The organism is Lapidilactobacillus mulanensis (assembly GCF_003946215.1).
GTDB classification, from domain to species: Bacteria; Bacillota; Bacilli; order Lactobacillales; family Lactobacillaceae; genus Lapidilactobacillus; species Lapidilactobacillus mulanensis.
Genome location: NZ_RHOW01000084.1, coordinates 1 through 3,111, shown reverse-complemented (window position 1 = coordinate 3,111; position 3,111 = coordinate 1). Strand labels below are relative to the sequence as shown.

Genomic DNA, 3,111 nt, shown 5'->3' with positions numbered 1-3,111 from the left:
CTTCATGGCCTTTTTGTCTACTCTGGTCTAGGTCACAGGGTGTTGCACTTGAATTGTAAACTCGGGAGGAAAATTAAATTCTTAATCTGGTGAACGTAAGATATTTATTTATTTATAAATCTTTAACGGCACCTTTAGTATAGATACTAGATTGTTTTCTAAATAAAGTGGAATAAATACATTTAGATGGCCTTGGTTTAATGGAAATGGCGATATTATTTGGAATGGATATGCTGAGATTAGGCATTCTGACGTCAATACAGATGAGTATATGTTTCCATGCACTTTATTCCGTAATAAATTGAAGATAATACAAATAGAACCAGAATAAATTGGAATTTTCCAATTATTCTGGTTCTATTTTGTATATTCTTATTTGCTTCAGTTGACTGCGTTGAACAGCAATTTTAAATAAACTACACCATAACATCTGATTAATCTGTTTTGATATTGACTGATTCGCGTAAGATAAGCTTAGGCTTTAGGGTAGTCACCGTGTGTTTTGAACCACTCTCCTTAAGTTTAAAATACTGATTTACAACTTCTTGACCCCACGCTTTTTTATCGACATCAATAGTTGTGAGCCCGGGAGATATTACGCCTGATTCGAATGAGTTGTCAAAACCAACTACACTAATATCTTTCCCCACAATTTTATTTAACTGACTGGCGGCATGGTAAATGCCGAGAGCCATATCATCGTTAAAACAGATAAAGGAATTATAACGATTGAGGCGTATAAACTTTTTTCCTAATTCAAAAGATAACGTAGGATCATAATTCCCACTATAAACGTGCTTTTCAAAATCGTTTTTTTTGAAAAGCTTAGTATAATATTTTTTGGCTGCATTTAGTCTTCGCTGACTGTTGTATGAGTTGCTATCACCAGTAATAAAACAAACTTTTTGATGTATCGATTGATGAATAGTTTCAACGAGATATTTAATACCAAGATCATTATCAATTACTATGCTAGCGGCGTTATCAGACTTAATTTCATTAGTCATGAAGATTACCGGCTTGTTGATTGAATCGACAAGATTTTGTAATTCTGTTTGATTTCCACGGTAGTTTAACATTATTATTCCGTCGATCATGTTAGTACGGACTAGACTTGGAATTTGCCCACTAACAGCGAGCAGTTGATAGCCGGCACGACCAAAAATATTTTGAATTTCCTGCAATACGTCACCGTTGAAATTGCCTTGATAAGTATTTGTAATTGCACAAACTAAATTCGAACTGCTAGTTCGAAGGTTACGAGCCGATAAATTAGGCACATAATGCTCTTCTGCAGCAATTTTCTTTATTTTTGCGCGTGTCACTTCGCTTACCTGATTGCTATCATTTAATGCATATGAAACTGTAGCAACGGATACACCTGCCAGTTCAGCAATTTTTTTTAAGCTTATTTTACGCACGGGAAATCCCCCTTATGAATAGTAACATCTTAACACACTTTAACGTTTAAGTTAATATTGGATCAAAAAAATAATTTATCAGTTTTTAGTTAAGAAAGTGTTTACATTAAATAACATATGTGCTATATTTTCTTTGTAAACACGCGTATTTACTTTTTCACTTAAACGATTAAGAAAAATGAAGGTGATTCAACGCGAATAGTCTGAGATTTTGTATTTAAAAAAAGTAGTCAGCTAATAGGGGAACCGTTATTTAGAAGTGCGGAGACAATATTCGATTTTTTAAAATTATATTGATTGGATGAGAGGATGTAAAACATATGAAGAAGATTATTGGTGCTCTTACGGGATTAGTATTGAGTTTATTACTTGTTGGATGTGGGAATTCTACAAATAAGAGTTCGAATACAGGTGGAACAGAAAAAAAGAGAGTAGAAAACGCACAACTCAAGGTATATGCACCAAAGGGGAAGAATACTGACTGGCTAAGCGGTGTTGTTAAAGAATACAACAAAAAATATAGCACAAAGATTTCATTAAAAACAACTGACGTAGCTCCAACTGCAATAACTCAGAAACTTACGCCGTTATTAATTGGAAATGAAATTTTACCAGATATATCATTTATCCAGGATAGTGATATCACAGGATTACTTGATAAATTCCCAACATCATTTGAAAATCTAACCAAGGATGGATACGAAAAGAAATTTTCAAAAGGAATTTATGCTACTAAATTGTCTTCACTGAAAGCGACAGCACCAAATAATAGTTTGTTTGGGTTTCCACAGGATTTGGGAATGGTAATGATGTTTTACCGGCAAGACATTTTTGAGAAAGCTGGAATTGATCCGGAAAAAATTACTGATTGGGATGAGCTGATAAACGCCGGGAAAAAGATAAAAGAGAAGACAGGAAAAGATTTGCTAGCACTGGATGCAAACGGGGAAACATCTCTGGTTACACAAATTATGCAACAGCAAGGGACACCTTTGATTGATAAAAAAGGTAAGTTTAACCTGAACAGTCAAGCGGCCAAGAATGCACTAAACATTGTCGATAAACTTAAACAGTCGAAAACAGTTTCATACTATTCAAGCGACAAGGATCGTTACCCATCATTTCAAGATAGTGCGGTAATTATCGAGGGTACGTGGCTGGCTGGGAATATGGCTGTCAATTATCCAAAACAAACCGGACTTTGGAGAATGCGCACAATTGTCGGATATAGCAAGGCCAATCCCGGTAAGAATCCAGTTAATGGTGGGTCTTCATGGTATATTGGCGCTAATTCAAAAAATAAAGCTGCAGCACTGCAGTTGATGGAATTTGCAGTGAAAGATTCTAAATCACAACAAGACTTGCTTAAACGCGGAAGCGCATCGGCATCTGTTGCAGCTTATAGCACGTCTGCAGGAAAAGAAGGACTTGATTATTTCGGCGGTCAAAAAATATATGATCAGGTGCAAAAAGCAGGTAACAATGCAATTGAAGTCTATCAATACCCATATGTGAGTGATGCTGGTAACTACTTGAAGATGGCCGTATTTGATTATTGGCAAGGCAAAAATATGAATGATTCGTTAAAGAAACAAACTGATCAATTTAATCAAAAATATGCCCTCCCGAATTGTCAAATCAAGTGCAACACTACTGATCTATTCTTATAAATTGGTATAGTTAGTCGTCT

General features: G+C 35.3%; 2 protein-coding genes. One reads left to right on the top strand and one right to left on the bottom strand.

The features are described from left to right. Positions 1–434 precede the first annotated feature (434 nt). Positions 435–1,421, bottom strand: a complete 987-nt coding sequence (locus EKM67_RS10505; protein ID WP_125578930.1) for a LacI family DNA-binding transcriptional regulator — start codon at positions 1,419–1,421, stop codon at positions 435–437. Between the two features lie 320 nt (positions 1,422–1,741). Between EKM67_RS10505 and EKM67_RS10500 the strand changes: the two genes are divergently transcribed. Continuing rightward, the gene (locus EKM67_RS10500) at positions 1,742–3,091 is read left to right on the top strand and encodes an ABC transporter substrate-binding protein (RefSeq protein ID WP_125578929.1); all 1,350 of its coding nucleotides are present in this window, start codon (positions 1,742–1,744) and stop codon (positions 3,089–3,091) included. Positions 3,092–3,111: the final 20 nt, after the last annotated feature.